Genomic DNA, 3,500 nt, shown 5'->3' on the forward strand with positions numbered 1-3,500 from the left:
ATTTTCTGCCATCCTCGCTACGGGGACGCCCAGTCGGGCGCTATTCTCGGACAGCTTCCTGGAGCGGGCCAGAAGGCCTCTCTTCTTTTCCTGCCTTTGAACCGAAAAACCATGTGAGACTCTGGTTCATACCCTTTGGGATTTTGTTATTGATTTGGTTTTGACGTTGGCCGCTTCACCTTCGGGGGCTATGATATTTTTTGTAAATTGCTGATAGAAATGTGAGGACTTTGTCTCGTTTTCACAGGATGTGACAGCCTGCATCAGTTCTTCAATGTTGTCAGGAAATAAATTTATTGCCAAGTTTCCAATGAGTACTTCGATATCATTAAGGCGATGATAGGTTTGAAGTGAAAAGTCGTTTACTTCAGTTAAAAGTGCTCGTTGTGAAGTCCATGTCTTTCTTATGTTGGATTCCGGGTTGCGCAGATCTTCGCGCAGTGAATTTGCCAGTGCAGGATCGGTAAATTGCGCAGACCAACGTTCAAAGAGTTTCATGATTTCATCAGTCTCAATTTCTGTTGCTTTTTTTCCGGGGAATTCTGCGGGCAAGCTCAATCTGAGGTTGTCCAGTAACGTTGGTAGTTGTTTGTTTTTTCCATCAATAATCGCCTGTAAAAGTTTGTTGCAGAGTTGATTAAAACTGGTCGTTGATAAAGCACGATTGTTTGCGAAATGAACTTTGATATTTCTAATTTCTAATGATTTTTTAAGCCAGAAAATGAGTTTATTAAAAAGGGTCTTGCCACTTTGCAAAATAGTGGTTTTCCTTCCATGATATGATTTGCCGGCACTGGCTGCCGGAACTTTATTTTGCCGGGGCTGATGTTGCCCTGGTGATGGAGAAGTTCGTTTATTAACCGGGTCCATGGCTAATCCTCTTGCTTATGATAATTTTTCAATTTCATAATCTACAGTAGCAAGATACATGGCGGCAAATATTTCTGGCTACTTGAACGAATCATGATTAGATCCTGGCCCAAAATATACTCAAATTGGTGAAGTGCCTATGTATGCAATGCATAAAGAGAATCTGGTCGGTTGTCAGTGGGTGGAATCACCTGTCGGACGGCTCAATATCAAGGCATCTGCTGATGGCGTTGTCTCTGTTAAACGTATCAATAATCAAGTTTTGCAGGCAGAAGCCAATCCTGCTGACAAAACACCTGTCGTACAACGGGCGATTAATAATCATCTTGCTCAAGCCAAAGACGAGTTGGAGGCATACTTTTGCGGAGAGTTGACCCGCTTCACAGTGGCGCTGCATCTTCGTGGTACCGGCTTTCAGCAGCAGGTATGGAGAGCGTTACAACAGATTGGCTATGGCCAGTGCTGCTCCTATCAGGATATTGCCGACAGCATCAGCCGACCTAATGCGGTCCGGGCGGTGGGAGCCGCCAATGGTGCCAATCCAGTGGCGGTTATTGTGCCTTGCCATCGGGTGATCGGGAAAAACGGTAAGCTGACCGGTTATGCCTACGGGGTGGAGATGAAGCGGTTTCTTCTGGAACTTGAGCAGGGAAATAAAAGAGATACGGTATAATCAGGGATGATGGCTGGCTTTTTCCGGTCAAGAAAAAGGCCAGCCATTAATTGGCGATCAGGGCCAGCCGCCCAGGTTTTTCCAGCGGTTCACAATGGTACAGAACAGCTCTGCAGTTTTCTCCGTATCGTATCGGGCTGAATGGGCCTCTGATTTGTCAAAATTAATATCCGCTTCGACACAGGCTTTGGCCAGCACCGTTTGCCCATAGGCCAGACCGGCCAGTGTAGCGGTGTCAAAGCAGGAAAACGGATGAAACGGGTTCCGTTTAACCGCACAGCGCTTGGCAGCGGCCATGACAAATCCCAGGTCGAAGGACGCATTATGGCCAACCAGCACCGCCCTGTTGCATTCCTGGTTTTTTACCGCCTTACGCACTGATCGGAAAACCCTGTTCACGGCATCCTCTTCTGCCATGGCAATCCGTAACGGGTGAAAGGGGTTAATACCGATGAAATCGATAGCGGCCTGTTCAATATTGGCACCTTCGAATGGCTTGATATGGTATGACTCCGATGGGCCCGGGTGGATAAAACCATGCTCATCCATTTCGATAATCGTGGCTGCAATTTCCAGCAGTGCATCGGTAGCGGCATTAAAACCGCCGGTTTCCACATCGATCACCACTGGCAGAAAGCCGCGGAATCTGTTGGCCATGGAGTGGCTGTCATCGGCCCTCAAGGGCTTCTCCTTACTCTTTACTGTAAAAAATACCGCAGGTAGCAATCCATTTCATGGGGAAGCACAAGCGGGATTTTTCCTCTGCTCATGGCTATGATTTGATGCGCCAAAATAGGGTTTCTCCGGCTCTCAAAGGTTTCACCCGGTTGTTACCGAAGGCAATGGATTCTGGCATGGTCCAGTCGTCTTGCACGAGGGTAATGGTGTCCTGGTTTCTGGGCAGGCCATAAAAATCGGGGCCATGGAAACTGGCAAAGGCTTCCAGTTTATCCAGAGCGTCCATCATGTCAAAGGCCTCTGCATAGAGTTCAATGGCGGCTGGTGCTGTATAGCAGCCTGCACAACCACAGGCAGACTCTTTGGCATCAATGGCATGGGGTGCCGAGTCGGTTCCCAGGAAAAAACGACGGTTGCCGCTTGCTGCAGCTTTCAGCAGCGCTTGCTGATGCAGGTTTCTCTTGAGAATCGGCAGGCAGTAGTAATGGGGTTTGATGCCACCTGCCAGCATATGGTTGCGATTATACAACAAATGATGGGCGGTAATGGTAGCACCCAGGTTTTCACTCCCTTCGCTGACGAACCGGACAGCATCAGCTGTGGTAATGTGTTCCATGACGATTTTCAGGGTTGGGAAGCGTTCCACCAGTTTAACCAGGTGGCGGTCAATAAATGTCTTTTCCCGGTCAAAGATATCGATGTCGGCATCGGTAACCTCGCCATGCACAAGCAATGGGAGCCCACACTCAGCCATGGCTTCCAGAGCATCGTAAATTTGCTCAAGCCTGGTTACGCCGGCATCAGAATGGGTGGTTGCGCCAGCAGGATAGAGTTTGAGTGCAACCACATCGCCGCGGTCATGGGCAGTCAGGATGGTTTCACGGGATGTTTTATCGGTCAGATACAGCGTCATTAATGGCTGAAATGCCGAATCAGCGGATATCTGTTCGAGAATACGAGCCTTGTACTGCCTGGCCAGATCGGCGTCCGTAACCGGTGGTACCAGATTAGGCATAATAATCGCCCGACCAAAGGTTCTGGCGGTGGCGGCAACGGTTTCAGTCAGGGCAGGGCCATCACGAAGGTGTAGATGCCAGTCATCAGGGCGGGTAATGGTCAGTAGTTGGCTCATTGTGGCGGGTACTTGAATATGATCGGACCGAAGAGGCATCCTAGCGAAAAACAGGCCATGTTGATAGTAGGGGGTCTGTGAAAAGATGCATGACCAGGAGGCTGTCCGAGAATAGCGCCCGTAGCGAGGATGGCAGAAAATTGAGGA

The 3,500-nt window shown here is 49.1% G+C and carries 4 protein-coding genes; 1 reads left to right on the top strand and 3 read right to left on the bottom strand.

What is annotated here, in order from left to right; all coding sequences use genetic code 11:
• Nucleotides 1–126 precede the first annotated feature (126 nt).
• Nucleotides 127–870 carry a hypothetical protein gene (locus tag KDK14_RS11265; RefSeq protein WP_257265215.1) on the bottom strand — a complete coding sequence of 248 codons (744 nt, stop codon included), beginning with the start codon at nt 868–870 and terminating at the stop codon, nt 127–129.
• Between the two features lie 139 nt (nt 871–1,009).
• On the opposite strand from KDK14_RS11265, the gene KDK14_RS21480 reads away from it, so the two are divergent.
• Nucleotides 1,010–1,543: a methylated-DNA--[protein]-cysteine S-methyltransferase gene (locus KDK14_RS21480; protein ID WP_306671519.1), complete on the top strand. Its 534-nt coding sequence runs from the start codon at nt 1,010–1,012 to the stop codon at nt 1,541–1,543.
• A 57-nt stretch (nt 1,544–1,600) separates the two neighbouring features.
• On the opposite strand, the gene rnt is transcribed toward KDK14_RS21480, so the two are convergent.
• Entirely contained in the window at nt 1,601–2,200 is a 600-nt protein-coding gene (gene rnt / locus KDK14_RS11275) for a ribonuclease T (protein ID WP_257265216.1), read from the bottom strand.
• Between the two features lie 115 nt (nt 2,201–2,315).
• Nucleotides 2,316–3,353 carry a dihydroorotase gene (gene pyrC, locus KDK14_RS11280; protein ID WP_257265217.1) on the bottom strand — a complete coding sequence of 346 codons (1,038 nt, stop codon included), beginning with the start codon at nt 3,351–3,353 and terminating at the stop codon, nt 2,316–2,318.
• Nucleotides 3,354–3,500: the final 147 nt, after the last annotated feature.

The sequence above is a fragment of the Endozoicomonas sp. ONNA2 genome, from assembly GCF_024606365.1.
In the GTDB taxonomy this organism is placed as follows: domain Bacteria; phylum Pseudomonadota; class Gammaproteobacteria; order Pseudomonadales; family Endozoicomonadaceae; genus Endozoicomonas.